16 protein-coding genes are annotated in these 23,401 nt (G+C 73.0%); 14 read left to right on the top strand and 2 right to left on the bottom strand.

The features are described 5' to 3' along the window. Positions 1-31: 31 nt before the first annotated feature. From ABZX22_RS25250 to tuf, 5 genes are all read left to right on the top strand, one after another. Positions 32-1,051, top strand: coding sequence for a LacI family DNA-binding transcriptional regulator (locus tag ABZX22_RS25250; RefSeq protein WP_354913274.1), 1,020 nt, complete (start codon positions 32-34; stop codon positions 1,049-1,051). 75 nt (positions 1,052-1,126) lie between these two features. Then, positions 1,127-3,925: a glycoside hydrolase family 2 TIM barrel-domain containing protein gene (locus ABZX22_RS25245; protein ID WP_354913272.1), complete on the top strand. Its 2,799-nt coding sequence runs from the start codon at positions 1,127-1,129 to the stop codon at positions 3,923-3,925. A 267-nt stretch (positions 3,926-4,192) separates the two neighbouring features. After that, a complete protein-coding gene (locus tag ABZX22_RS25240) occupies positions 4,193-5,479 on the top strand; it encodes an erythromycin esterase family protein (protein ID WP_354913270.1) in 1,287 nt (428 codons plus the stop codon). 72 nt (positions 5,480-5,551) lie between these two features. Next, positions 5,552-6,793 carry an ATP-binding protein gene (locus ABZX22_RS25235; protein WP_354913268.1) on the top strand — a complete coding sequence of 414 codons (1,242 nt, stop codon included), beginning with the start codon at positions 5,552-5,554 and terminating at the stop codon, positions 6,791-6,793. A gap of 321 nt (positions 6,794-7,114) precedes the next feature. Then, the gene (gene tuf, locus ABZX22_RS25230) at positions 7,115-8,281 is read left to right on the top strand and encodes an elongation factor Tu (RefSeq protein ID WP_354913266.1); all 1,167 of its coding nucleotides are present in this window, start codon (positions 7,115-7,117) and stop codon (positions 8,279-8,281) included. A 170-nt stretch (positions 8,282-8,451) separates the two neighbouring features. On the opposite strand, the gene ABZX22_RS25225 is transcribed toward tuf, so the two are convergent. Together ABZX22_RS25225 and ABZX22_RS25220 are read right to left on the bottom strand one after the other, a co-directional pair. Next, positions 8,452-10,611: an MMPL family transporter gene (locus ABZX22_RS25225; RefSeq protein ID WP_354913264.1), complete on the bottom strand. Its 2,160-nt coding sequence runs from the start codon at positions 10,609-10,611 to the stop codon at positions 8,452-8,454. Positions 10,612-10,635: 24 nt separating this feature from the next. After that, complete coding sequence (locus ABZX22_RS25220; protein WP_354913262.1) at positions 10,636-11,184, bottom strand: TetR/AcrR family transcriptional regulator; 549 nt, start codon at positions 11,182-11,184, stop codon at positions 10,636-10,638. Between the two features lie 171 nt (positions 11,185-11,355). Here ABZX22_RS25220 and ABZX22_RS25215 point away from each other — a divergent pair, with 171 nt between their 5' ends. The 9 genes from ABZX22_RS25215 (at position 11,356) to ABZX22_RS25175 (ending at position 23,349) form a co-directional block, all read left to right on the top strand. Beyond that, positions 11,356-13,191 carry a S9 family peptidase gene (locus tag ABZX22_RS25215; protein ID WP_354913260.1) on the top strand — a complete coding sequence of 612 codons (1,836 nt, stop codon included), beginning with the start codon at positions 11,356-11,358 and terminating at the stop codon, positions 13,189-13,191. Continuing rightward, the gene (locus ABZX22_RS25210; RefSeq protein ID WP_354913259.1) at positions 13,155-14,465 is read left to right on the top strand and encodes a serine hydrolase; all 1,311 of its coding nucleotides are present in this window, start codon (positions 13,155-13,157) and stop codon (positions 14,463-14,465) included. The genes ABZX22_RS25215 and ABZX22_RS25210 overlap by 37 nt, the downstream gene beginning before the upstream one ends. A gap of 9 nt (positions 14,466-14,474) precedes the next feature. Then, positions 14,475-15,800, top strand: coding sequence for a serine hydrolase domain-containing protein (locus ABZX22_RS25205; protein WP_354913257.1), 1,326 nt, complete (start codon positions 14,475-14,477; stop codon positions 15,798-15,800). Beyond that, on the top strand, positions 15,793-16,641 hold the full coding sequence (locus tag ABZX22_RS25200; protein ID WP_354913255.1) for a serine hydrolase: 849 nt from the start codon (positions 15,793-15,795) through the stop codon (positions 16,639-16,641). The genes ABZX22_RS25205 and ABZX22_RS25200 overlap by 8 nt, the downstream gene beginning before the upstream one ends. Positions 16,642-16,670: 29 nt before the next feature. Then, complete coding sequence (locus tag ABZX22_RS25195; RefSeq protein WP_354913253.1) at positions 16,671-18,254, top strand: helix-turn-helix domain-containing protein; 1,584 nt, start codon at positions 16,671-16,673, stop codon at positions 18,252-18,254. Positions 18,255-18,341: 87 nt separating this feature from the next. Then, the gene (locus tag ABZX22_RS25190) at positions 18,342-19,931 is read left to right on the top strand and encodes an ABC transporter substrate-binding protein (RefSeq protein ID WP_354913251.1); all 1,590 of its coding nucleotides are present in this window, start codon (positions 18,342-18,344) and stop codon (positions 19,929-19,931) included. A 3-nt stretch (positions 19,932-19,934) separates the two neighbouring features. Further along, positions 19,935-20,864 (top strand): ABC transporter permease, encoded by a 930-nt coding sequence (locus ABZX22_RS25185; protein ID WP_354913249.1) that lies wholly within the window; start codon positions 19,935-19,937, stop codon positions 20,862-20,864. Continuing rightward, a complete protein-coding gene (locus ABZX22_RS25180) occupies positions 20,864-22,675 on the top strand; it encodes a dipeptide/oligopeptide/nickel ABC transporter permease/ATP-binding protein (RefSeq protein ID WP_354913247.1) in 1,812 nt (603 codons plus the stop codon). Before ABZX22_RS25185 ends, ABZX22_RS25180 begins: the two co-directional genes overlap by 1 nt. Then, positions 22,672-23,349: an ATP-binding cassette domain-containing protein gene (locus ABZX22_RS25175; protein WP_354913245.1), complete on the top strand. Its 678-nt coding sequence runs from the start codon at positions 22,672-22,674 to the stop codon at positions 23,347-23,349. Before ABZX22_RS25180 ends, ABZX22_RS25175 begins: the two co-directional genes overlap by 4 nt. The last annotated feature ends 52 nt before the right edge of the window (positions 23,350-23,401 follow it).

The following is a 23,401-nucleotide window of genomic DNA, read 5'->3' as shown; positions in this document are numbered from 1 at the left end:
CTTACCCTGTTCACGACAACGGGGAGGTTCGATGGCGAGCGCGCGGCGCCCGACGATGACCGATGTCGCCCGAGAGGTCGGCGTCACCGCCAAGACCGTCTCCCGCGTCCTCAACGAGGACGGCCCCGTCGCCCCCGAGACCCGCGCGCGGGTCATGGAGGTCGTGCGCAGGCTCGGCTACCAGCCCAACCTGATGGCGCGCAACATGCGGGTCGGCGCGAGGGACGCGGCGATCGGGCTGGTCATCCCCGACATGGGCAACCCGTTCTTCGGCACCGTCGCCGGCGGCATCGAGAGCGCCGTGCGCGAACGCGGCCTGACCGTGATCGTGGGCTCCTCCAGCGAGACCAGGGAACTCGAGCGCTCCCTGGTGGCCACCTTCCTGGCCCGCAGGGTGAGCGCGCTGCTCGTCGTGCCCTCGGCCGCCGGCGACCACCGCTACCTGCGCGCCGAACGCGAAGCCGGGCTGCCCATCGTCTTCCTCGACCGGCCCGCGGTGGGGCTGGTGGCCGACTGCGTGGTCAGCTCCAACCGGGAGGGGGCGCGCGACGGCACCGCCCACCTCATCGCCCACGGGCACCGCAGGATCGGCTTCATCGGCGACCTGCCCACGACGCTCTACACCAGGCGCGAACGCCTGCAGGGCTACCGGGAGGCGCTGGCGGCGGCCGGCCTGCCGTTCGACAAGGCGCTGGTGGAGACCGGCCACTCCGCCGCGGCCGCCGCCGCGGCGGCCGAACGGCTGCTCGGCCTGCCCGACCCGCCGACCGCGCTGTTCGCGGCCAACAACTTCGCCGCCACCGGGACGGTGGTGGGGCTGGCCAGGGCGGGACGCAAGGACGTGGCCCTGGTCGGCTACGACGACCTGCCGCTGGCCGAGGTCCTCGACCCGCCCCTGACGGTCGTCGCGCAGGACCCGGCGGCGATGGGGGCGGCGGCGGCGGCGCTGGTGCTGTCCCGGCTGGCCGGCGACCGGTCACGCACGGCCAAGACCCAGATCCCCACCCGCCTGATCCCTCGCGGCTCCGGCGAACTCCCCCCGCGTCGCTGAACCCCCATCGGGGGCGCGTCCCCGAGCGTGCATACGTCTGGACATGTGTGATTAATTCGGAAAACATCGGTTTTTGTGTACTTCGCCGATTTCGCTCCGGGAGCGGGCCGACTGGACCCGCGCGCCGCGCTCCGCTCCGACGCCCCTTCGATCGATCTCAACGGTGACTGGCGCTTCCGCCTGTCGGCCACCGCCGACGCGCCCGACGACTTCGCCGCCCCAGACTTCGACGACGCGGCCTGGGACGCGCTTCCCGTTCCCTCCCACTGGCCGCTGCACGGGTACGGCAGCCCGGCCTACACCAACGTCGCCTACCCCTTCCCCGTCGACCCGCCGTACGTGCCCGACGAGAACCCCACCGGCGACTACCGGCGCGCGTTCGAGCTTCCCGAGGGGTGGAGCGGCGGGCGGCTGCGGTTCGAGGGCGTCGACTCGTGCGCCAAGGTCTGGCTGAACGGCCACGAGCTCGGCTTCACGACCGGCAGCAGGCTGCCCGCCGAGTTCGACGCCGGGCCGTACCTCAGGCCGGGCCGCAACGTGCTGGCGGTGCGGGTGCACCAGTGGTCGGCGGCCAGCTATCTCGAGGACCAGGACATGTGGTGGCTGCCCGGAATCTTCAGGGAGGTGACGCTCACCCGCTCCACCGCTGACGTGTTCGTGCACGCCGCCGCCGACGGCACGCTCAGCTTCGAGGGCGCGGGGCTGCTGTCCGTCCCTGAGCTGGGCGTGACCGACCTGGCGCCCGGCACCGAGGTGCGCGTGGCCGCGCAACCGTGGTCGGCCGAGACGCCCCGCCTGTACGAGGCCGTCTTCTCCACCGCCGAGGAGACCGTACGGCTGCGCATCGGCTTCCGCACGATCACGATCGAGGACGGCGTGCTCAAGGCCAACGGCGTCCCGCTGGTCTTCAAGGGCGTCAACCGGCACGAGTTCCACCCCCGGCACGGCCGCGCGGTGCCGTACGAGACGATGGTCGAGGACGTGCTGCTGATGAAGCGGCACAACGTCAACGCCGTCCGCACCAGCCACTACCCGCCGCACCCCGCGTTCCTGGACCTGTGCGACGAGTACGGGCTGTGGGTGGTCGACGAGTGCGACCTGGAGACGCACGGGTTCGGGCAGGTCGGCTGGCGCGGCAACCCCACCGACGACCCTCGCTGGAGCGAGGCGCTGCTCGACCGGATGAAGCGGATGGTCGAGCGCGACAAGAACCACCCCAGCGTGGTCATGTGGTCGCTCGGCAACGAGGCGGGCGCCGGCGCCAACCTGGCGGTCATGGCCGGCTGGACGCGCGAGCGCGACCCGTCGCGGCCCATCCACTACGAGGGCGACCCGTCGTGCGCCGACGTGGACGTCTACAGCAGGATGTACGCCTCGCACGCCGAGGTGGAGGCGATCGGCCGGGGCGCCGAGGACCCGCTCGACGACCCCGGGCTGGACGCGCGGCGCAGGGCGATGCCGTTCGTGCAGTGCGAGTACGCCCACGCGATGGGCAACGGCCCCGGCGGCCTGGCGGAGTACCAGGAGCTGTTCGACACCTATCCGAGGCTCGCGGGCGGGTTCGTCTGGGAGTGGATCGACCACGGCCTGGCCCACGACGAGTACGGCTACGCCTACGGCGGCGACTACGGCGAGCCGCTGCACGACGCGAACTTCGTCGTGGACGGCCTGGTCTTCCCCGACCGCCGGCCGTCGCCGGGGCTGCTCGACCTGAAGAAGGTGTTCGAGCCCGTCACGATCACCTTCTCGGACGGGACGGTGACCGTGACGCGGGCGGTGCCGTACCCGCTGGAGTTCTGCTGGGCGTTGACGGCGGGAGGCGTCGCGGTCGCCGAGGGCGTCCTGGACGTGCCCGAAGGGGGGCGGGCCGAGGTCAAGCTCCCCGACCTGCCGGAGACGGACGAGCCCGGCGAGGTGTGGCTGACCGTGCAGGCCGTCCTGGCGGCCGACCTGCCGTGGGCGGAGAAGGGACACGAGATCGCCTGGAGCGAGCTGAAGGTCGGCGACGGCTCGCCCGCCCCCGCGCGCGGCGAAGGACCCGCTCCCGCGGGGCGGGCGGAGCTCGTGGTGCGGGGGGAGAGCGCCGAGCTGGGCGGAGGGGTGTTCGAGGCGAGGACGGGGCGGCTGACCACGCTGTTCGGGCTGGACGTCGAGGGGCCCAGGCTGGACCTCTGGCGGGCGCCCGTCGACAACGAGCGTTTCGGCGGTCTCGACTGGAACTGGCGCAGCCTCGGACTGCACCGCCTGACCCACCGGGTCGTCGCCGTCACCCACGAGGACGGCGCGCTGACCGTCCGCGCCCGGGTCGCCCCCGCCGCCACCGACCTCGGCATGCGCGTCACCTACCGGTGGACCGCCGACGAGGCGGGACTCGCGCTCGACGTCCACGTGGTGCCCGAGGGGGAGTGGACGTTGCCGCTGCCGAGGCTCGGCGTGGCCATGACGCTGCCGTCGAGCCTGTCGGAGGTCGTCTGGTTCGGCAGAGGCCCGGGCGAGTCCTACCCCGACACGGGCCTGGCGGCCCGGATCGGCGGCTTCGGCGCCACGATCGAGGAACTGCAGACGCCGTACGTGTATCCGCAGGAGAACGGGCAGCGCGCCGACGTGCGGTGGGCCGTCCTCGTCGACGGCCAGGGCCGGGGCCTGCGCATCGCGGGCGAGCCCGCGTTCGGGCTGACCGCACGCCGGTGGAGCACCGCCGAGCTGGAGCGCGCCGCCCACCTGACCGACCTGCGGGCGGGGGAGCGGGTGCACGTCCACCTCGACCACGCCCAGCACGGCGTCGGCAGCGCGGCGTGCGGCCCCGGCGTCCTGCCGCGATACGAGCTGCGGGCGCGGGAGGCGCGCTTCGGCTTCCGCTTCTCGGCGGTGTGACCGCCGCGCCGCCACGCGGGCCGGTCCTCTCGCCCGGAGGGGACCGGCCTTACGTCGTCCGAGGTCGCGGCGCTGATAGTGTCGCTTCCATGGCCACGGGCAGTCTTTTCCTCTGACGCCGGAGCGCGTTCGCCTCCGGCCGGATGACGCGGGGGCCACGGCCCCGTCTCCCTTCGCCGCCGCTCGGCTCCTTCCGCGCCCCCTTTTCGGTGACCTTCCGACGTTTCCATACCGAGAATCGAGCGACTCGCCATGACGACCGACCGGATGTCCGCGGACCTTCTCGCCACCTGGTTCCGGACGCACACCAGCATCCTGACCGGCCTCGATCCCGACGCGCCGCTCGACGACCTCGAGCCGCTGCGCGAGATCATCGGTGATGCCCGGGTCGTGGCCGTGGGGGAGGGGGCCCACTTCGTGAGGGAGTTCACCCAGGTCCGCCAGCGGGTGCTGCGCTTCCTCGCCGAGCGGTGCGGGTTCACCGTCCTCGCCTTCGAGTTCGGGTTCAGCGAAGGCCTCGCCCTGGACGAGTGGCTGCGGGGCGACGGCGACGAAGCCGACCTGGCCGCCCTCAGCGGCACCACGAACGCCGGGATGAACCCCGACATGGTGCGCTGGCTGCGCCGGCACAACCTCACCAGCGCGCATCCGGTGCGCTTCGTCGGAGTCGACACTCCGGTGGCCGGAGGGCAGCTGCGCCCCGCGCTGGAGCCGCTGGCCGGCTACCTGCTCGACGTCGACAGGGAGGCGCTGGGCCAGGTCGAGCGGGCCATGGCGATCGCCGACCGGTTCACCGGCAGATCGGTCGCCGTGGCGGCGCCCCGGTGGGCGCGCCTGGGGGCGGGCGAGCAGGACGCGCTCACCGCCTCGCTGACCCGGCTCCTGCTGCGCTTCCGGGCGCTGGAGCCGCTCTACGTCTCGCGCAGCGACCAGCACCGCTACGACGTGGCGAGGCGCCATCTGGAGGCGGCGCTGCACGCCGACTACATGTTCGGGGCCATCCGCGCCCTCTTCGCGGGTGAGGGACTGCCGGGGGACGCGTCCGTACGGGACCACTACATGGCCCGGTCGCTGCGCTGGCACCTCGACCGCGCCGAGCCCGGCGCGCGCATCGTCCTGGCCGCCCACAACCAGCACATCCAGAAGACGCCCGTGTGCTACGGCGGCGAGCTGGCCGCCCTTCCCATGGGGCACTACCTGAGCCGGATGCTCGGCGACGGCTACCGGGCGCTCGCCCTGACCCACACCGCCGGCAGCGTCGCCGAGATGCACCTGGACGAGAAGAGCGAGGCCGGCTTCACCGTCGCCGAGGAGCAGCTCGCCGCGCCCGAGCCGGGAAGCGTCGAGGCGGCGCTGGTCGATGCGGGATTCGGCACCGCCGTCAGCCTGACGAACCTGCGCCACGCCCCGCAGGGCGCGCTGGACCGCATCCGCAGCCAGAGCGCCAGCGTGCTGACCCCCATGCGGGAGGCGTTCGACGGGGTCATCACCACCCCGACGGCCACCACCTCCTTCTCGACGAGTCTGGGCGGAGCGCCCTTCGACCAGTCGTGACGTCCGGCCCCCGGCGTTCCCCGCGTTTAGGTCACCCCAAAAAGGACAAAAAATGCCAAAGGGGGCTGGGGTATGCAGGTAAAGATCGATTACGAGGCGGTGTTCACGGCCGCCCCGTCCCTGTCGGCGGTCCTGACACCGGACTTCGTCATAACGGCGGTCAACGACTCCCTCCTCAGGGCGCTCGATCGCACCCGGGCTGAACTGATCGGCCAGGACGTCTTCGCCGCCTTCCCGATGAACCCGAACATCCTCGACGACCCGGGCATGCAGGGCGCCAAGGCGCTGCGCGCCTCGCTCGAACAGGTCGCGGCCACCGGCCAGGCCGACGTCATGTCGGCGCAGCGCTACGACATCGAAGAGGTGGGCCGGCCCGGCGTCTTCGAGGAGAGGTACTGGAGCACGGTCAACACGCCCATCCCGGGGCCGAAGGGCGGGGTCGACTGGATCCTGCTCAGCAGCCAGGAGGTCACCGGCTTCGTCAAGGCGATGAAGCGGTACGGCATGCGGAACGCTCCCGGCCGCGACGTGGAAGCGGACGAGGTGAACGCCGATCTCTACGCGCGCGCCTGCGAACTGCACAACCTCGCCGGACAGCTCCAGGAGACGCACGACCGGCAACGGGCGACCATCTCGGCGCTCCAGGAGGCCGTCCGCCGGCAGCGCCAGGCGGTCTTCGACACCTCGCACGACCTGCGCAACCCCATCACCGGGCTGCTGACCGAACTCGAGGCCGCGCTCGCCGAACCGCACATCGACCAGCGGCAGATGCTGCGCAAACTGCTCCGCAACACCGAGCGGCTGAGCGAGATCGTCGCGGACGTGCTCGACCTGGCCCGCCCCGACAGCGGCACCACCGCCGACATGGAGGTGCTCGACCTGGGCGTCTTCGCCGCCGACGAGCTCGAACGCCGCGCCCCCGCCGCCACCGTCGTCACCGGCCTGGCGCGCGAGGTCCTGGTACGCGCCTCCCGGATCCGCCTCGCCAGGCTGCTGGGCAACCTGCTGGACAACGCCGAGCGGCACGCCTCCACCACCATCGAGGTCCACGTCACCACCGCCCCGCCCGAGGCGATCCTCGAGGTCGTGGACGACGGGCCGGGCATCGCGTCGGCCGACCGCGAACGGGTCTTCGAGCGCCTGTACCGGCTGGACGACGCTCGCCACCGCGACCCCGGGGGCACCGGACTCGGCCTGGCCATCGCGCGCGAGATCGCCCGCGCGCACGGCGGCCAGTTGCATGCCGCCGATCACCCCCGCGGGGCTCGCTTCGTCCTGCGCCTCCCCCTCGCCGCCCCGCCCGTCCGGAAGTAACGGCCGCCTCACAGGCCCGTCCGGAAGTAGCGGCCGCCTGACAAGCCCGTCCGGGAGCGGCGGCCGCCTGACAGCGCCGTGTGGCCGGGTGGGACGCGGAATAATCCGTTGCCGCCGGGCATTCCACACCGACATCATGGTCATCATGTTCCGGCACGTCCTCCAGCTCACGCCTGCGGCAGCAGGCGCGCTGGGCCGTGCCGCGACGCTCCGCGACGGCCTGGAGCGCTGACCCTTTCCCGTGCGTCCGATCGTGACCCGGCGGGGGAGGGTTGACGACCCGACGGGTCACCAGGCATCGAGCGTCGAAGGAAAAGGACGATGGCCAAGCAGGCCTACGTGCGGAACAAGCCGCACCTCAACATCGGCACCATGGGGCATGTCGACCACGGCAAGACCACGCTGACCGCCGCGATCACCAAGGTGCTCGCCGAGCGGGGCGGCGCGACGTACACGCCGTTCGAGCGGATCGACCGCACGCCCGAGGAGGCGCAGCGGGGCATCACGATCAACATCTCGCACGTCGAGTACGAGACGGCCACCCGCCACTACGCGCACGTGGACATGCCCGGCCACGCCGACTACGTGAAGAACATGATCACGGGGGCGGCGCAGCTCGACGGCGCCATCCTGGTCGTGTCCGCGCAGGACGGCATCATGCCGCAGACGCGCGAGCACGTGCTGCTCGCCCGGCGGGTCGGGGTCGAGCACCTGGTCGTCGCGCTGAACAAGGCCGACGGCGCCGACCCGGAGCTGGCCGACCTGGTCGAGCTCGAGCTGTCGGAGCTGCTGGCCGAGCACGGCTACCACGACGTGCCCATGGTCCGCGTCTCCGGGCTGCGGGCGCTGGAGGGCGACCCCACGTGGACGGCGTCCGTCGAGGCGCTGCTCCAGGCGGTGGACGACCACATCCCGGTCCCCGTCCGCTACGTCGAGGCGCCGTTCCTCATGCCGGTGGAGAACGTGCTCACCGTCACCGGGCGCGGCACGGTCGTCACCGGCGCGATCGAGCGCGGCTCGGTCAAGGTCGGCGACACGGTCGAGGTCGTCGGCCTGGGCGAGGGTTTCACCGCGGTGGTGACCGGGGTGGAGACCTTCGGCAGGACCATGGAGCGCGGCGAGGCCGGTGACAACGCGGCGGTGCTCCTGCGCGGCGTGCGGCGCGAGCAGGTACGGCGGGGCCAGGTGCTGGCGGCGCCCGGCTCCCAGCGCGCCCACACGCGCGTCACCGCCAGGGTCTACCTGCTCACCGAGGCCGAGGGCGGGCGACGCCGGCCCGTCGGCAGCGGCTACCGGCCGCAGTTCTACCTGCGCACGACCGACGTGCCCGGCCAGATCGTCATGGACGGGCCCGCCGCGCCGGGCGACACGGTGGAGGCGGTCGTCGAGCTCGGCCGGTCGGTGGCCGTGGAGCCCGGGCTCGGCTTCGCCATCCGCGAAGGCGGGCTGACGGTCGGCGCCGGCACGGTGCTGTCCATCCTCGACTAGCGCGTCCGGCCTGGCGGGCGGCCGGGTCCCCCACCGGGACCCGGCCGCCGTCGCGCCGGAATCCGCACCCAGGCGACGCCACCGCAGCGCCGCCGTCGCGCCGGAATCCGCACCCGGGCGACGCCACCGCCGCGACCCCGCCGGGAGCGAGCGGGCGGCCGGGCGGGACGTCAGATCCTGGCGGCCTGCCTGGAGTCGTCGCGGTGCCGGTCGGCGGAGTGCCCGTGAAGGCCCTCGCCCTCGATGTCGAGGTTCGGCAGGACCCGGTCGACGGCGCGGGGCAGCCACCATGCCGCGCGGCCGAGAAGGGACATCACGGCAGGCACCAGGGTCAGCCGGACGAGGAACGCGTCGATGAACACCCCGACGGCCAGCGCGAAGCCGATGGACTTGATGATCGGGTCATCCATGAACACGAATCCGCCGAAGACGGCCACCATGATGAGCGCCGCGGCGGTGACGACGCGGGCGTTGTGGCCCAGCCCGTTGACGGTCGCCTGGCCCGGACTGTCGCCGTGGACGAAGTCCTCCCGCATGCGGGAGACGAGAAAGACCTCGTAGTCCATGGCCAGCCCGAACAGGATTCCGATCAGCAGGATCGGCAGGAAGCTCACCAGCGGTCCGGGGACGTCGACGCCCACCAGGTCGGCCAGGTGTCCCTGCTGGAAGATGGCCACCGTGATGCCGAACGTGGCGCCGACGGTCAGCAGGAAGCCCAGCGCCGCCTTGAGCGGCACCAGCAGCGAGCGGAAGACGAGCATGAGCAGCAGGATCGACAGGCCGACGACGAGCAGCAGGTAGACGGGCATCGCCTCGGCGAGCTTCGCCGACACGTCGATGCCGATGGCCGTGGCGCCGGTCAGCGCGACGGTGGCGCCCTCGACGCCGGACACGCGCTCCCTGATCAGGCGCACCGCCCGCTCGGTGGTGGCGTCGGTGGGGCCGGCCTTGGGGATGACGGTCATCAGCGCGGTGGTGCCCTGCCTGTTGGCCTGCGGCGGGGAGACGCCGAGCACGCCCTCGGTGCCTTGGATCAGCAATGCGGCCTGCTTGGCGGCCGCGCCAGTGGATGCGGCGTCGTCGCCGGAGACGACGGCGACCAGCCGGCCGTTGAAGCCCGGCCCGAAGCCTTCAGAGATCAGGTCGTACGCCTCGCGGGCCGCGGAGCCGGAGGCGGCGGTGCCGGCGTCGGGCAGGGCCAGGCGCATGTCCTGGGCGGGCAGCGCCAGCGCGGCCAACCCCACGACACCGGCCGCCAGGATCGGGACGCGCAGGCGCGTGACGATCCGGCCCCAGCGGTAACCGAAGCCCTCGCGGCCCGGGCCGGCGGCCCGTCCACGGCGGTGCGCCCTGGGCATGACGCGGGGGCCGGCGAAGCCGAGCATGGCGGGCAGCAGGGTGAGGGCGACCAGCACGGCAAGGGTGACGGTGCCGGCCGCGGCCAGGCCCATGACGGTGAGGAAGGGGATGCCCACCACGGCGAGACCGGCCAGGGCGATGACGACGGTGGCACCGGCGAAGACCACGGCCGAGCCCGCGGTGCCTGTCGCGCGCCCGGCGGCCTCCTGCTCCTCGATGCCCTCGGCGAGGTACTGCCGGTAGCGGGAGGTGATGAACAGCGAGTAGTCGATCCCCACGGCCAGCCCCAGCATCAGCGCCAGGATGGGCGCGGTGCTGGTCAGGTCGAGCACGCCGCTGAGGGCGAACAGCCCCGACATCCCCGCGGCGACGCCGGCGAGCGCGTTCAGCAGCGTCATGCCGGCGGCCACGAGGGAGCCGAAGGTGACCACCAGGACCACGGCGGCGACCAGGACTCCGAGAGCCTCGGTGGAGCCGATCTCGGCTCCTGCCGTCATCACCTCACCGCCGTGCTCCACCCGCAGGCCGTGCGCCGAGGCGCCGACCTTCTGGTAGGCGGCGCGCTGAGCGTCGGTGATCTCGCTGACGGCGGTGTCGAACTGTACCTGGACCAGCGCGTAGCGGTCGCGCGAGACCGCGCCGACCTGGAAGGGGTCGACGGCGGCGATCACACCCGGGACCCGGCCGGCCTCCTGCACGATGGCGCCGACGGCGGCCCTGTCGAGCTTCCTCCCCTCGGGTGCGGCGATGACGATGGTGCCGGTCGTGCCGCCGGCCTGCGGCAACTGCCGTCGCACGGAGTCGAGCGCCTGCTGCGACTCCGTGTCGGGCATCGTGAAGTCGTCGCTGGTGGGGCCCATGAAGGCGGCGGCCGCCCCGCCCAGCAGGGCGAGCGCGAGCAGCCAGACGGCAAGGACCCGCCCCCGGCGGCGGAAGGAGTACCGGCCGAGCCGGTAAAGCAGAGAAGCCATGAACGTGGGTGTCTTTCCTCGTGTTCAGGGGGTTTCGCGGTCAAGTGTGCGCAGGGCGCCGCGGATCAGCTCGGCACGCAGGTCCTCGTCCGGCACCGGCAGGTCGCTGGCGCAGGTGACGGAGACCGCGCCGATGACCATGGAAGCGGTGACCAGGCCCTTGGCTCCTGCCGAGCCCTCGGCCATCGCCGCCATCAGCCGCGCGATGACGGCGGGCACGGCACCCAGCGCAGGGTGGCCGGTGAGCCCGAGGATGTCCTGGAACAGGACCTTGACCTCGCGCCGGAACCGCATGGCCAAATCGACGAAGCCGGTGACGGCTGCTTCCGCGGCCGGGATCCCTTCCACGCCTGCGAGCCGGGCGTCCAGCGCGCCCAGCTCCTCGCCGGCGGGGGTGAGCAGCTCGGTGAGGATCGCCTCCTTGCTGACGAAGTAGTAGAGCAAGGACGCCTTGGAACAGCCCACCACCTGGGCGATGTCGTGCAGCGAGGTGCCCTTGTAGCCGCGCGTGGCGAACAGGTCCAACGCCGCGTCCAGGATGTGGCCGCGCAGGGCGGAAGCAGGACGTGCCATGCCAGAACAATAACTGTCCGATCGGTCAGGTCTGACCGATCGGACAGGATTAGGGTGTGGCCTTCCTCACTTCGCCGACAGGGTGCGCCCTCGTACGGTGGCACAACGAACGGCGTCCGCTTCGTGCGCGCGGCCGAAGATGCGTCCGGGCCTCTCACCTACCGTTCGATCATGTCCCGCCTCTCCCTGAACGACCTCTTCCGCATCGCCGTACCCGGTGATCCGCAGGTGCGCCCGGACGGCGGCGCGGTCGCCTACACGCTGACCACCGCGGAGAAGGACGCCGACGACAACCGCAGCGAGGTGTGGCTGGCCGAGCCGGGCCACGAGCCGCGCCGCCTGACCGGTGGCCCCGCGGACCTGGCTCCCCGCTGGTCGCCCGACGGCCGCACGCTCGCCTTCGTCCGCCCCGTCGACGGAAAGCCGCAGATCCACCTGCTGCCGATGGACGGCGGCGAGCCGCGCGTGCTGGCCACCGACGGCGCGGGCCCGCCCGTGTGGTCGCCGGACGGCCGCCACCTGGCCTTCACCGCCCCGTACGGCGAGGCGCAGGCGCACGACCCGGTCGTGGCCGACACCCTGGAGTACAAGGCCGACGGCGCCGGCCTGCTGCGCGACCTGCGCGCCCACGTGGTGGTCGTGGAGGTGGACACGGGCGCCTGGCGCAGGCTCACCGAGGGCGACTTCCACGCCGGCGAGCCCACCTGGTCGCCTGACGGGCAGAGTCTCGCCTTCGTCGCCGCCATGGAGCCCGACCGTGACCTGGTGCCCGGCGGCGCCGTCTACCTCGTCGACCTCGACGGCGGGCAGCCCAAGCGGCTCACCGAGCAGGGCGTGACCTGCACGGGCGTGTGGTGGCTCGGCGAGCGCCTGGTGGTGACCGGATTCACCGGCGAGCCCGTCGGCCACACCCGCCTGTTCGCGCTCGAGGCGGGCGGCCTGGTCGAGATCGAGACCGGCCTGGACCGCAACGTCATGGTGGGCGCCCCCGGCTACCCGGGCGCCCCGCCGCTCCTGCTGGGCGACGAGCTGCTGTTCTGCGCCCGTGACGGCGGCCTCACCCACCTGTTCGACCTGGACGGCAGGGCGAGGGTGGGAGGGGAGCTCGGCGTGTCGGGCGCCACGGCCGCGGCCGGCCGCCTGGCCTACGTGGCCGCCGGCCCGGGCAGCGCCGGCGACGTCTACCTCGACGGCCGGCGGCTCACCGATCACGCGCTGCCCGACGTGGAGCTGTTCCCGCTCGAACGCCGCGTGTTCACCGCCCCCGACGGCACCCCGGTCGAGGGCTTCCTGCTGCGCGACCCGGCGCTGAAGCAGCCGGGACCGCTCCTGCTCGACGTGCACGGTGGTCCGCACAACGCTTGGGCGCCCGTCTTCGACGGCGTCCACCTCTACCACCAGGTGCTCGCCGCGCGCGGCTGGAGCGTGCTCACGCTCAACCCGCGCGGCAGCGACGGCTACGGCGAGGCCTTCTACACCGCCGCGATCGGCGCGTGGGGCCTGGCCGACGCCGGCGACTTCCTGGCCGCGCTCGACGACCTGGTCGAGGAGGGCGTGGCCGACCCGGACCGGCTGGCCGTCACCGGCTACAGCTACGGCGGCTACATGGCCTGCTGGCTGTCGGCCACCACCGACCGGTTCAGGGCCGCCATCCCCGGCGGCTGCGTCAGCGACCTGACCAGCATGTCGGGCACCTCGGACGCCGGACACCTGCTCAAGACGTTCGAGTGCCGCGGCGACCTGGCGGCGCAGTCGCCGCTCACGCACGTGGCAGGCGTGCGCGCGGCCACCCTCGTCCTGCACGGCGAGCGAGACGACCGCTGCCCCGTCGGGCAGGCCGAGCAGTGGTTCGCCGCGCTGCGCGAGCGCGGGGTGCCTGCCAGGCTCGTGCGCTACCCGGGTGGTTCGCACCTGTTCATCCTCAACGGACGCCCGTCCCACCGGCTCGACTACAACGAAAGGATCGTCGCATGGCTGGAGCAATGGGTGATCGGCTCGCAGAGCTGATCGCCGAATACGACGTCCCCGGCGCCGCTGTCGCCTACCTCCACCAGGGGGAGGTGCACGAGAGCGCGGCCGGTGTCCTCAACCGGCGCACGGGCGCGCAGGTGACGCCCGACTCGCTCTTCCAGATCGGCTCGGTCACCAAGGTGTGGACCGCCACCCAGCTCGCCCTGCTGGCCGAGCAGGGCGCGCTCACCCTCGACACCCCCGTCGCCGAGCTGCTGCCCGCCTTCCGGGTCGGCGACCCCGAGGTGACCGGGACGGTGACCGTCCGTCACCTGCTCAGCCACACCTCGGGCATCGACGGCGACCTGTTCCTCGACACCGGCCGTGGCGACGACTGCATCGAGCGGTACGTCGCCGCCTGCGCCGACCTGGCGCAGAACCATCCGCTCGGCGCCACCCAGTCCTACTGCAACGCGGGGTTCGTCATCGCCGGCCGTGTCGTCGAGCACCTGACGGGCAAGGTGTGGGACCAGGCGCTGCGCGAGCAGATCATCGAACCGCTGGGCCTGACCCACACCTGGACCCTGCCCGAGGACGTGCTGCGCTTCGGCGCCGCCGTCGGTCACGTCGACGGGGAGCCCAGCCCCGTCTGGGGGCTCATGCGCTCCTGCGGCCCGGCCGGGCTGATCACCGCCAGGCCCGCCGACGTCGTCGCCTTCGCCCGCGCCCACCTGGAGGGCGGCCTGCTCAAGGACCCGCGCGCCCTGTGGGAGCCGCAGGTCGCCCTCCCCAACCCGCACACGCTGGGCACGCACTGGGGCATCGGCTGGATCCTCGACGAGTGGGACGGCCGGCGGGTCGTCTCCCACGGCGGCAACACCATCGGCCAGTCGTCGATGCTGTGGATGCTGCCCGACACCGGCACCGTCGTGTGCGCCGTGGCCAACGGCGGGCACAGCGCGGCCTTCTTCCACCACCTGGCCACCGAGCTGTTCCGCGAGCTGGACGGCGTGGCCGTCCCCCCGGTGCTCGGGCCGCCCGAGCAGCCGGTCGAGGTGGACGCCGAGCGGTACGCCGGGGTGTACGAGCGGGTCGGCGCGCGGCTGACGATCACGGTCCGCGACGGCGGCCTGCGGCTGCTGATGGAGTCCACGGGCGCCCTGGCGGACCTGTCGGAGCCGGCCGAGCTCGACCTGCTGCCCGTCGACGACGTCACCTTCGTCGGCCGCCTCCCGGACGACCCGCAGTGGCTGTCGGCGGTCTTCTACGAGCTGGCCGACGGTTCCCCCTACGTTCACATGGGCGTCCGCGCCACTCCCAAGATCGCCTGAGGAGCATCCATGGACCTGCAGCACCGCCTCGACGAGGCCGCGCGCGACCACAACGTCCCCGGAGCCGCCGTCGCCGTGTGGGTGGACGGCCGGCTGATCGAGGCGGCCACCGGCGTCGTCAACCGCGACACGGGCGTGGAGACGACGACCGACAGCCTCTTCCAGGTCGGCTCCACGACCAAGATCTGGACGGCCGCCCTGGTCATGCGCCTGGTCGAGGAGGGCGCGGTGGACCTCGACGCGCCCGTGCGCAAGTACCTGCCGGAGTTCGGCCTGGCCGACGCCGCCGCGGCCGAGACGGTCACGGTCAGGCACCTGCTGACCCACACCGGCGGGTTCGCCGGCGACCTGTTCGAGGACACCGGGCGCGGCGACGACTGCCTCGACCGCTTCGTGAGCTTCCTGCACGGCGCGCCGCAGGTCTACGAGCCGGGCGCGATGTTCTCCTACTGCAACTCGGGGTACGTCGTGCTCGGCGCGCTGGCCGCCAGGTTGGCCGGGGGCACGTGGGAGCGGGCCATGCGCGAGCGGCTGATGAACCCGCTCGGCGTCACGCACGGGGCGCTGCTGGCCGAGGAGGCCGTGCTGTTCCGCGCCTCGGCCGGGCACCTCGGGCCAGGCAACGCGGTCAACCCGAACTGGCAGATGCCGCGCTCGAACGCACCCGCCGGATCCACCCTGTGCCTGGCGCCGCGCGAGCTGGTCCGCTTCGGCCGGATGTTCCTCGACGGCGGCGTCACGGCCGGCGGCACCAGGCTGCTGGAGGAGGAGACGGTCGCGGCGATGACCACCGCCCAGGTGGACGTGCCGGGCGTGCCCGGCCTGCTCGCCGACCGGTGGGGGCTCGGCTTCGAGCTGTTCGACTGGGGCGCTCCCGTCTTCGGCCACGACGGCGGCACCGTCGGGCAGAGCACGTTCTGGCGGATCGTCCCCGGCAGCCGCTTCTCGATCGCGATGAGCTGCAACGGCGGTGACGTGCCCGCCGTCCTCAGCGACCTGGCCTTCCCCCTGGTCCGCGAGCTGGCGGGCGTGACGCCCACCCCGCTGCCGACCGTGCCCGACCGGCCCGCCGCGGTGGACGCCACCCGCTACGCGGGCACCTACCCGGGGCCGGCCGCCGTGCAGGAGGTGGCCGCGGTCGACGGCGGCCTGGAGGTGACCACCATTCCCGGCGAGTTCATGCGCCAGGCGGGCATAGAGCGCACGACCGAGAGGTTCGTCCACCACTCCGACGAGTCCTTCATCGACGTCGAGGCCAAGACGACGATCACCTTCCTGGAGCGGGACGGGCGGATCTTCCTCCACAGCGGCGGCAGGGCGGTGGCACGTGCGTGAGCTGTTCGCGGCCGCCGAGGTCGAGGGATTCCTGCACGCGCGGGAGATCGACGGTGAGCGCGAGGTGTGCCACGGGGCCGACGACCCCGTGGTGCTCGCCTCCGTCTTCAAGATCCCGATCGTCCTGGAGTACGCCAGGCAGGCCGCCGCGGGCCTGATCTCCAGGACCGAGCGGCTGCCGGTGACCATGGAGCACCGCGACGGCGGCATCGGCACCTCCGGCTGCGCCGACGAGATCGAGCTCTCCCTGCGCGACCTGGCCCTGTTCATGATGTCGATGAGCGACAACGCCGCCACCGACGTGCTGCTGGAGAAAGTGGGGGTGGAGCGTGTCAACGCCACCCTCGCCGAGCTCGGGCTGAAGGCCACGCGCCTGGTCGGCGACTGCCGCGTGCTGCTGGGCAGCGTCCTTGCCGAGCTCGGCGCCGGCTCGTTGGAGGAGGCGGCGGCCGCGCCGCCGGAGGTTCTGCGCACGCTGTCGGTGCTCGACCCGGCCAGGACCTCCTCCTCCACCCCCCGCGAGACCACCACGCTGCTGGCCCAGATCTGGCGCGACGAGGCGGGCCCGCCGCAGGCCTGCTCCGAGGTCAGGCAGATCATGGGACGGCAGGTCTGGCCGCACCGGCTGTCGTCGGGCTTCGGCGACGACGTCCGGATCTCCGCCAAGACCGGGACGATCTTCGGCGTCCGCAACGAGGCGGGCGTCGTGGAGTACCCCGACGGGAGGCGCTACGCCGTCGCCGTCTACCTCCGGCCGCGCTCGCTCGGCTACCGCCTGCCCAAGGCGGATGCCGTCATCGGCGCGGTGGCCCGCGAGGCGGTCGACGAGCTACGCGGCTGATGTCAGTTTTCGTCCACTATCGTGAGGAGATGACGACTCGGCCGCGGGCCAGTCTGCGCCGGATCCTCGACGATCTGGGCAGCACGGTGCTCGACGTGGCCGCCTCGCCCGGCGACCTCGACGCCGAGGTCACCGGCGTCCACATCTACGACCCCCTCGACGAGCTGCTGCTGCCCCCGGGCGGCCTGCTGCTCGGCGTGGGGGTCGAAGGCGCCGAGGCGATCTGCGACCTGCTGGAGGGGGCCCGCCCCGGCTCCGGCATCGTGATCAAGCAGCCCGTGGCGGCCGACGAGCGGGTGCGGGCCAAGGTGCTGGAGACCGGCGTCGCCGTGCTCGGCCTCACCCGCGCCGCCTCCTGGTCACAGGTGGCGGCGCTGCTGCGCTCGCTGCTGGCCGAAGGCGATCTGACGGAGTCCGGCCAGCAGCCGCCCGACGATCTGTTCTCCCTGGCCAACGCGCTGTGCGCGCTGCTGGACGCGCCGGTCACCATCGAGGACCGCTCGGCCCGGGTGCTGGCCTTCTCCGGCCGCCAGGAGGAGGCCGACTCCAGCAGGATCGCCACCGTGCTCGGCCGCCAGGTGCCCGAGGTGTACCAGCGCATGCTCGACGAGCAGGGGTGGTTCCGCAAGCTCTACCAGAGCACCGGGCCGATCTTCATCGAACTGTCCGAGGGGCTGCCCCGGGTGGCGATCGCCGTCCGCTCCGGCGACGAGATCCTCGGCTCCATCTGGGCCGCCGTCCGCGAGCCGCTCAGCGAGCAGCGCGAGTGGGCGCTCGTCGACGCCGCCAAGATCGTCGCCCTGCACCTGCTGCGCCAGCGCGTGGGCGCCGACACCCGCCGGCGGCTGCAGGCCGACCTGCTGTCCACCATCCTGGAGGGCGGCAGGGACGCCGCCGAAGCCGCCGGGCGCCTCGGGGTGGCCAGCGAACGGCTGTGCGTGCTGGCCGCGCAGCTCACCGAGACGCGGGCCGACGCCGCCCAGGCCGAGGCCGACCGGCAGCGCTTCTGCGACGCGCTCGCCCTCCACGTCGGCGCCATCCATCCCAGGGCGGCCGCCGCCCTCGTCGGCTCGGTGGCCTACGCGCTCCTGCCGCTGCACGCCAGCGGTGAGGAGGAGGCCAGGGCCGTACGCGTCGCCGAGAGCTTCCTGTCCAGGGTCGGGCCCCGCCACAGCGCCAACATCGGGGTCGGCAGGCTCGCCGCCGACCTGGGCGAGGTGGCCAGATCGCGGGCCGACGCCGACAGGTCGCTGCGCGTGCTGCGCTCCAGGGGCCTCTCAGGACAGGTGGCGGGCTACAGCGACGTGCACTTCGAGTCGCTGCTGCTCCAGCTGGGCGATCTGGCCGCTGCCGAGGAACAGGCCCCGACCGGGCCCTACCACCGGCTGCTGCGCTACGACGCCGAGCACGGCACCGAACTGGCCGCCACCCTCGGCGCCTATCTCGACAGCTTCGGCGACGTCAACGCCGCCGCCGCGGCCGTGCACGTGCACTCCAACACCTTCAGGTACCGCCTGCGCCGCCTGACCGAGATCAGCGGTCTCGATCTCGCCGACGCCGAGGCGCGGCTCGCCGCCATGCTCATGATGCGCATCTTCGGACGGCGGCACTAGAGGAGCAGCCGCTTTCGTCGCCGCGCACGAAGAATCCCGCGAGGCCACAGGGGAGGGTGAGGCCACCCCTCCAGCCGGGAGCTTTGCATGAACGCAACCACCGCGGCGACCGTGCTCGCCCTGACGGGACTGCTGGCCGCCTCCTGCGGCGCGGCGCCGTCCACCCCTGGCACCGGCGGCCTCGCCGACAACGCCACCTTCACCGCCGCCATCCCCGCCGATCCGGGCGCTCTCGACCCCGCGACGGCCATCCTGTCGGTCACCAACGAGGTGCTGAACTACGCCTACGACTCCCTCGTCGGCATGCGGCCCGACGGGACGCTCACCCCCGCCCTGGCCGCGAAGTGGGACGTCAGACCCGAGTCGGTCACCTTCACCCTGCGCAAGGACGTCACCTGCGCCGACGGCTCGCCCGTCACCCCGTCGGTCGTGGCCGAGAACTTCACCCACATCGCCGACCCCGCCACCAAGTCGCCCATCTACGGCGTATTCGTCCCCGCCGGGATGACGGCCAAGGCCGACGACGCGGCCGGGACCGTCACCCTGACCATGCCCCAGTCCTTCTCCTTCATCGTGGAGAGCGCGGCCATGGTGTACATCGTCTGCGGCAAGGGACTGAAGGACCGCTCGCTGCTGGCCAGGCAGACCTCGGGCTCGGGCCCGTTCCAGCTCACCGAGGCCGTCTCCGGCGACCACTACACCCTGTCCCGGCGCCAGGACTACGCCTGGGGCCCGGGCGGCGTCACCGCCAGGACGCCGGGGCTGCCGGCCAAGGTCGTGCTGAAGGTCGTGCCCAACGAGCAGACCGCGGTCAACCTGCTGACGTCGGGCGCGCTGAACGTGGCCGACATCCAGGGGCCCGACAGGCAGCGCGTGGAGGCCGACCGGTCGATCAAGAAGACCGTCCTCGGCGCCGGCACCGGCCAGTTCTTCTACCACCAGGGTGAGGACCGGCCGACCGCGGATCCCGCCGTGCGCAAGGCGCTCACCCAGGGCGTCAACCTGACGGAACTGGCCGCGATCGCCGCCTCGGGCACCGGGCGGAAGGCCACCAGCCTGGTGCTCGAGCCGCGCCCCTGCAAGGGCGACAGCGTCAGCGGGCACGTGCCGGCTCACGACCCCGCGGCCGCGGCCGCCGCCCTCGACGCCGCCGGATGGCGGCCCGGTCCCGACGGCGTCAGGGTCAAGGACGGCAAGCGGCTGGCCCTGCGCTACCTGTACGCCACGACCAGGGGACAGGGGGTGCTCGCCGCGGCCGAATACCTCGCCGCCACCTGGAAGAAGCTGGGCGTCGAGGTACGGCTGAACGGCGTCATCGACACCAAACTCGCCGAATCGCTCAACGTCACCCAGGACTGGGACGTCGTCTGGCTGCCCATCGGCGTGTTCCTGCCGTCGCAGCTGACCGGCTTCCTGAGCGGGCCGAGCGCGCCCAAGGGCGCCAACTTCTCCCACATGAACAACAGCCGCTACAACGAGCTGGTCGCCAAGGCATCGGCCAGGCCTGCCGCCGAGAGCTGCGCCGACTGGCTGGCGGCCGAGTCGGCCCTGTTCGAGGCCGCCGACCTGGTGCCGGTCGTGGAGAACACCGCGGTCATCGCGGCGAAGGGCGCCACCGTGGACATCGTCGGCGGCCTGGTCACGCCCACCTCCATCCGCATGACGAAGGCGGGTTGACCCTTGCTCCTGCCGCGCCTGGTCAGGTTCGCGGCGGCCCTGGCCGCCCTCATGGTCGCCACGTTCGCGATGATCCACCTCATTCCCGGCGACCCCGTCAGGGCCGCCCTCGGGCCCGCCGCGCCCCCCGAGCTGGTCGCCGCCCGCATCGCGGCGCTCGGTCTGGACCAGCCCCTGCCGATGCAGTTCGTCACCTACGTCAAGGGCGTCTTCACCGGCGACCTCGGCACCTCGTTCCTCACGGGGGAGCCGGTGGGCCAGACCATCCTGGAGCGGCTGCCGAACACGCTGACGCTGGCCGTGCTCGCCACCCTCGTCGCGCTGCTGGTCGCGGTGCCCCTGGGACTGTGGGTGGCGATCCGCACCGAGAACGGCCGCCACCGCGGCGCCGAGCTCGGCTTCACCGCAGGCACCGGCGCCGCGGTGGCCGTCCCCGAGTTCCTCTACTCGATCGCGCTGGTCGTGGTCTTCGCCATCACGCTGGGCTGGTTCCCGCCGGCCGGCAAGGAGGGCGCCCTGTCGTTCGTGCTGCCGATCGCCGCGCTGGCCATCGGGCCCGCCGCGCTGATCGCCCGGCTGGTCCGCGTGGAGACCGCACGCGAGCTCGGCAAGGACTACGTCAGGCTGGCCAGGGCCAAGCGGCTGCCGGCCGCCAGGGTCAACGTCAGGCACGTGCTGCCGAACGCGCTGACGGCGACGCTGACGACGGGCGGCCTGCTGCTCGGCGGGCTCATCGCCGGCAGCGTGCTCGTCGAGTCCGTCTTCGCCTGGCCCGGCCTCGGCATGCGGCTGACCGAGGCGATCACGCAGAAGGACTTCCCCGTCGCCCAGGGCGTGATCCTCGTCTACGGCGCGATCGTGCTCGTCGTCAACCTGGCCGTGGATCTCGCGCTCGGCGCGCTCGACCCCCGCTCGACCATCAAGGAGGGCTGATGCGGACCCCTGCAGGGCTGGCCGGAGCGGCCGTCGTCGCGCTCATGCTGGTGCTGGCCGTCGTCGGGCCGCCGATCTGGGGCGACAGGGCCGAGCTCATCGACCCGGTGGCGGCCCTGTCGGGCGCCTCGGCCGCGCACCCGCTGGGCACCGACAACCTCGGCCGCGACATCCTGGCCAGGGTGCTGGTGGCCACCAGGATGTCGCTGCTGCTGGCCGTGCTGGCCACCGCCATCGGCGCGGCGATCGGCGTGGTGCTCGGCACGCTGCCCTCCGTGCTGCCGCGCCGGCCGGCGCGGCTCGTGACCGCCGCCGTCAACGCCCTGGTGGCCTTCCCCGGGCTGCTGCTGGCCATGTTCACCGCCGTCGTGGCCGGGCTCGGCGCGCGCGGCGCGGTGCTCGGCATCGGCGTCGCCGTCGCCCCCGGCTTCGCCAGGCTGACCCAGACGCTGGCCGCCTCCGTGGCGGCCGCCGACTACGTGGCCGCCGCCAGGCTGCTCGGCGTTTCCAGGACCAGGATCGTCACCAGGCACGTGCTGCCGAACATCGCCGAACCCCTCATCCTCAACCTCACCACCATGATCGGCGGCAGCCTGCTCGGCCTGGCCGGGATGTCCTTCCTCGGGCTCGGCGTGCAGCCGCCCGGCTACGACTGGGGGCGGCTGCTGTTCGACGGCTTCGCCCGGATCTACGTCAACCCCGTCGTGGCGCTCGGTCCCGCGCTGATGGTGGTGCTGGCCGGCGTCGGGTTCAACCTGCTGGGCGAGGCGCTGGCCAGGACCGCGAGCCGCGCGGAGGTCCACCGGGCGGTCCCGGCCGTTCCGCCGCCCCCGGCGGACGAGGACGGGCGGCACGACGACGAGGCGGTGCTGGAGGTCAGGAACCTCACCGTCACCTTCCCCGGCGGCGTCACCCCGGTGCGCGAGGTCTCGCTCACCGTCCGCCCCGGCGAGATCGTCGGCGTTGTGGGGGAGTCGGGCAGCGGCAAGAGCCTGACCGCCTACGCCGTCGGCGGCCTGGTACCCCACCCCGGCGTGGTCGGTGGAGGGCCGGTGCTGCTGTGCGGCCAGGACGTGCACGCGCTGCCCGAGGAGCAGCGCAGGAAGGTGCTCGGCACCCGCCTGGCCATGGTCTTCCAGGACCCCATGGCCTCGCTCAACCCGGCGCTGAAGGTCGGCGGACAGCTGGCCGAGGTGGCCACCGTGCACCAGCGCGCCGGCCGCGCCGACGCCTGGCGCAGGGCCGTCGACCGGCTCGGCCACGTGCGGATCACCGACCCTGAGCGCCGCGCCCGCCAGCACCCGCACGAGTTCTCCGGCGGCATGCGCCAGCGCGCCGTCATCGCCATGGGGCTCATGGGCGCGCCCCGGCTCATCATCGCCGATGAGCCCACCACCGGCCTGGACGTCACCGTGCAGAAGGAGATCCTGCGCCTGCTGCGCGAGGTGACCGAGGAGAGCCAGGCGGGAACGCTGTTCATCTCGCACGACATCGCGGTGGTCGGCGCGCTGTGCGACACGGTCGTCGTCATGTACGCCGGTCGGGTGGTCGAGGAACTGCCCGCCGACCGGCTCGCCGCCGCCGCCCACCCCTACACCAGGGCGCTGGTCGCCTCGGTGCCCGACATGACCACCGACAGGTCGCTCCCGCTGGCCAGCATCCCCGGCCGCCAGCCGGGGCCGGCCGAGGTCGGCGAGGGCTGCGCGTTCGCGGGCAGGTGCCCGCTGGCCACCAGCCGCTGCGTGGCCGAGCGTCCGCCACTGGAAGAGCATGGCAAGGCGCACCGTGTCGCCTGCTGGGAGGTTTCGTGATCATCAACGGCCTGACGGTCAGGTTCGGCGCGTTCACCGCCGTGGACGACGTCTCGCTGGAGATCCCGCCAGGGCGCGTCGTCGGCCTGGTGGGCGAGTCGGGCTCGGGCAAGTCGACGCTGGCCAGAGCGGTGAGCGGGCTGGTGCCGTACACGGGGGTGATCGAGGACGGCGGCGGGGTGCAGATGGTCTTCCAGGACCCCTACGCCTCGCTGAACCCGCGGATGACGGTGGGCGCGTCGGTGGCCGAGGGCCTGCGCAGGCCCGACGCCCAGGAGGTCGAACGGCTGCTCGCCCTGGTGTCGCTGCCGGCGCAGACGGCCGCCCGCTATCCGCGCGAGCTGTCGGGCGGCCAGCGCCAGCGCGTCGCGATCGCCAGGGCGCTCGGCGCCGCGCCCCGCCTGCTGGTCGCCGACGAGATCACCTCGGCGCTGGACGTGTCGGTGCAGGGCGCCGTGCTGAACCTGGTGCGCTCGCTGCGCGCCGAGCTCGGCCTGTCCATGCTGTTCATCTCGCACAACCTGGCGGTGGTCCGCTACGTCGCCGACGACATCGCCGTCATGCGTCACGGCAGGCTGGTCGAGTACGGGCCCGCCGACCAGGTGGTGGAGGCGCCCGCGCACGACTACACCCGCGCCCTGCTGGCGGCCGTGCCGCGCCTGCCCACCACCTGAGCACCGGCGCCCGGCCGCCTCACCCGGCGAACCGCCTTCCGTGGCGGGCCGC

It is taken from the genome of Nonomuraea sp. NPDC003804 (genome assembly GCF_040610675.1).
GTDB lineage: Bacteria > Actinomycetota > Actinomycetes > Streptosporangiales > Streptosporangiaceae > Nonomuraea.
The sequence above is the reverse complement of the archived record's forward strand: the minus strand, read 5'-3'. Positions and strand labels throughout refer to the sequence as shown.

Excerpts from the sequence above, each read along its gene's own strand:
- ABZX22_RS25250 (WP_354913274.1), top strand. The coding sequence starts at position 32 with ATGGCGAGCGCGCGGCGCCCGACGATGACCGATGTCGCCCGAGAGGTC.
- ABZX22_RS25240 (WP_354913270.1), top strand. The coding sequence starts at position 4,193 with ATGTCCGCGGACCTTCTCGCCACCTGGTTCCGGACGCACACCAGCATC.
- ABZX22_RS25235 (WP_354913268.1), top strand. The coding sequence starts at position 5,552 with ATGCAGGTAAAGATCGATTACGAGGCGGTGTTCACGGCCGCCCCGTCC.
- tuf (WP_354913266.1), top strand. The coding sequence starts at position 7,115 with ATGGCCAAGCAGGCCTACGTGCGGAACAAGCCGCACCTCAACATCGGC.
- ABZX22_RS25225 (WP_354913264.1), bottom strand. The coding sequence starts at position 10,611 with ATGGCTTCTCTGCTTTACCGGCTCGGCCGGTACTCCTTCCGCCGCCGG.
- ABZX22_RS25220 (WP_354913262.1), bottom strand. The coding sequence starts at position 11,184 with ATGGCACGTCCTGCTTCCGCCCTGCGCGGCCACATCCTGGACGCGGCG.
- ABZX22_RS25215 (WP_354913260.1), top strand. The coding sequence starts at position 11,356 with ATGTCCCGCCTCTCCCTGAACGACCTCTTCCGCATCGCCGTACCCGGT.
- ABZX22_RS25210 (WP_354913259.1), top strand. The coding sequence starts at position 13,155 with ATGGCTGGAGCAATGGGTGATCGGCTCGCAGAGCTGATCGCCGAATAC.
- ABZX22_RS25205 (WP_354913257.1), top strand. The coding sequence starts at position 14,475 with ATGGACCTGCAGCACCGCCTCGACGAGGCCGCGCGCGACCACAACGTC.
- ABZX22_RS25195 (WP_354913253.1), top strand. The coding sequence starts at position 16,671 with ATGACGACTCGGCCGCGGGCCAGTCTGCGCCGGATCCTCGACGATCTG.
- ABZX22_RS25190 (WP_354913251.1), top strand. The coding sequence starts at position 18,342 with ATGAACGCAACCACCGCGGCGACCGTGCTCGCCCTGACGGGACTGCTG.
- ABZX22_RS25180 (WP_354913247.1), top strand. The coding sequence starts at position 20,864 with ATGCGGACCCCTGCAGGGCTGGCCGGAGCGGCCGTCGTCGCGCTCATG.